We start from the raw sequence: 2,849 nt of genomic DNA, 5'->3' as shown, positions 1-2,849 counted from the left end.
TTTCGGCCATGGCGGCGTTGCAAATCCGCGCGATACCTACGGGTATCGCTGTGGTTTGCGCCTTGCCCTGACCAAAAATCCATCATTTTTATTTGTGCCATCAAGCATGCAACACCACACTAGCGATTGACAGCCTGCAAGGCAGCGGCGTGCTCGCCGCGATGGCGCATCTCCAGGCCACCGCCAGCGTCGCCGCCCGGCCTCCGGTGGAAAGTGCGGCCCGCTGAGCGTTTAACCAAGCGCCGCGAAGGGCCGCCCCGAGCAAGCGCAGCCCCCGCGAGGGGCAGCACATTACACGAAGTGAAAAGCGTGGGGCCGACACGCCATGCGGCACAGCTCTCCCATACCAGCCAGGGCCGCGGAACCGGCTTAGCCGGGCCGCAGGCGCAGCGCCCCCTCGGGGGGCAGCGCATTACACGAAGTGAAAAGCGTGGGGGCTAGATTTATGGCTTCTGCAGCAACTTGACCAGCAGGTTGCTGGTGTTGCGCAGGCGCTGCGCCATCAGCTGGGTGATCTTGACCAGCAGCTTGGCGCTCACGCCGGGGTGCTGGTGAATCAACTCGGCGACCGCGCTGCGGCTGAGCACCGCAGCCTCCACGGCTTCGAGCGCCACGCAGCTGGCGTAACGCAGCTCGTTGTCGAGCATGGACATCTCGCCAACGGTGGTGCCGCGCTTGAGGACGGCCAGCCGCGACGATGCCGCTGGGGCCAGGTCATTGCCTGGACGGCCCGGCACCTTATCGCGGTTGTCGATGCGTTTGGTCACATCGACGGTGCCGCTCAGAATCAACAGCATCCAGTCGCCGCGCTCCCCTTCCCGGATCAACACCTGTCCAGGGCGGGCGCGCACCCGCAGCATGGCGGCCCCCAGAATGTCCATTTCCTGGGGTGTGAAGTCTTCCAGCAGCGCCGCGACCTGCAACAGCTCGGGCCCGTAGCTGGACAAATTCTCGCAACTGCCCAGCAGCTCCAGCCCCAGGCCTTGCAGTTGGGCTTCCAGCGTGTTCATGTGCGGTCTGCCATGAAGCGCGTCAGCGCGCGCTCTGCACCTGCTGCAGCCACTGCTCGATCTCTTCAAGCGCGGCATCGGTGGCGGCCGTCAGCGCGCGCACGCCGCCGGGGGCATCGGCGCTGGGCGCCGGACGCTGCACGATCACCTTGCGCTGCGCCAGCAGCTTTTCGCCGGCCGGCGTGATTTCCAGCACCGTGGCGCGCAGCCGCACCAGGCCCACACTCTTGTCGGGCGCTTCGAAGAAATGGCTGAACTCTTCGAGGTCCAGCCGCAGCAGCAAGCTGCCCTGGCTGCGGCTGAGCGCCAGGCCCTCGCCCGCCTTGAACACCACGCGCCGCTGGCCCAGCTTGTCGCGCGCCCGCTGGCCCAGCAGCTGCGCGGGCGGCATGCTCCAGCGGGCCAGCGCGTAGGGGCGCAGCTGCTGGTCGTTGCTGTAGCCCAGCCGGTACAGCACCGCCAGGTTGTCAAGCGCACCCCCAGCGGTTTTTACCTCGTCCAGCGCAAGCGGGCTCAGGGGCGCCTGCCGCGTGGTGGCGGGTGTGCTCAGCGGGCCCGGGCCAAAGTCATACATGGCGGCGCGCACCGGTTTGTCGGGCAAGGCGCCGCAGCCGCCCAGCGTGAGCAACAGTGTGGTGGCGGCCAGAAAATTTACAAAAAACAAGGCCCTGGCCCTTGCATAACCGGCGCCAACAGCTATTAAATTGATAGCAAAATCAGGCTGCTTCATGGGCTTGCTCCAGGGGCGGTGAAACCGGGCTCACCCGGGCCGGGGGGCGGCTGGCCATGACCAAAGATCAGGGCTTGCGGGTTATCGTCGACCACGCCCGCCGTGCGCCGGACCTGGCGCAGGGTACGTGCGCTTTCCTCGGCCACTTCATGGAGCCGGGGCAAGGTGGCCGCGTCAAAGGTTTGCGCCGCGGTGGCCAGCGCTGCGCTGCCTTGCGTCATCTTGTCCATCGGCCCGCCCTTTTCGTTGAGGCGCCGCATGGTCAGGCCGGCCTCGCTGGCGGTTCGCGAGATGTTCTCGGCCGCCGTCTTGAGCGTTTGCACGGCCTGTTTGTCGTCGAGCTGGCGCGCTGTCTTGCCCAGGCTCTCGGCTGCGGCGCCCGCCTGCCGGACGGCATTGATCAGCACCTGCTGGTTGTCGGGGCCCAGCAACTGGTTCAGCCGGGTGCTGGCCTGTTCGATCTGGTTGAAGGTGGCCTCGCCCTGCTTCATCAGCTTGTCCATAAAACCGGGCCGCAAGGGAATGCGCGGCGGGTCGCTGTCGTTGGGCGGCAGCGGCTCGGTGGACTCGCCCTTGTCGTCGAGCTGGATGAAGCCCAGACCGGTGACCCCTTGCGTGCTGACCGTGGCAAACGTGGAGCGGGTCATCGGTGCGCCGCGGTCGACCGCGATGCGAACCAGCACATTGCCCTTGACCTTGTGGTCAAAACCGATGTGCTCCACCTTGCCGACCGGCACCCCCCGAAAACGCACGGGCGCCTGCGACCGCAGGCCCGACACCGACTCCCGCGTGGACAACTCGTACAAATGGCGCTCGCTGCCGGGGTGTATGAGCCAGACCGCCAGCGCCACCAGCAAGGCCGTCACCGCCAGTACAAAAACACCGGCGGCCATGGCATGGGCTTTGTTTTCCATTTGCAACCCCCTTCCCTTTCTGTATTTAACCTAGAAACGGCAGTTGGATGCGCCTGAGTGCGCCGTGATTGACGTGCCAGGCAAGGGTGAGCGCTGCGGCTCCGCTGGCACCTGCGTGCCAGTGGACAGCGCGAACGGGCTCAGGCTGCGACTGAGCCGCGCCCTGCAAGGGTGACAACGCAGTGGGCTCCTGCC

General features: G+C 66.3%; 3 protein-coding genes. All 3 read right to left on the bottom strand.

Features of this window, described 5'->3' with window-relative positions:
* Nucleotides 1–443: 443 nt before the first annotated feature.
* Genes V6M61_RS06685 through V6M61_RS06675 form a run of 3 tightly spaced genes read right to left on the bottom strand, consistent with a single transcriptional unit; the run spans nucleotide 444 to nucleotide 2,654 of the window.
* Entirely contained in the window at nucleotides 444–1,010 is a 567-nt protein-coding gene (locus V6M61_RS06685; protein ID WP_332775789.1) for a cyclic nucleotide-binding domain-containing protein, read from the bottom strand.
* A gap of 22 nt (nucleotides 1,011–1,032) precedes the next feature.
* Nucleotides 1,033–1,740 carry an ABC-type transport auxiliary lipoprotein family protein gene (locus V6M61_RS06680; protein WP_332775788.1) on the bottom strand — a complete coding sequence of 236 codons (708 nt, stop codon included), beginning with the start codon at nucleotides 1,738–1,740 and terminating at the stop codon, nucleotides 1,033–1,035.
* Complete coding sequence (locus tag V6M61_RS06675; protein WP_332775787.1) at nucleotides 1,737–2,654, bottom strand: MlaD family protein; 918 nt, start codon at nucleotides 2,652–2,654, stop codon at nucleotides 1,737–1,739. The genes V6M61_RS06680 and V6M61_RS06675 overlap by 4 nt, the downstream gene beginning before the upstream one ends.
* Nucleotides 2,655–2,849: the final 195 nt, after the last annotated feature.

This window comes from Polaromonas sp. (assembly GCF_036676035.1).
In the GTDB taxonomy this organism is placed as follows: domain Bacteria; phylum Pseudomonadota; class Gammaproteobacteria; order Burkholderiales; family Burkholderiaceae_C; genus Polaromonas.
Note: the sequence above shows the minus strand (reverse complement) of the source record. Positions and strands in the feature narration are given on the sequence as shown.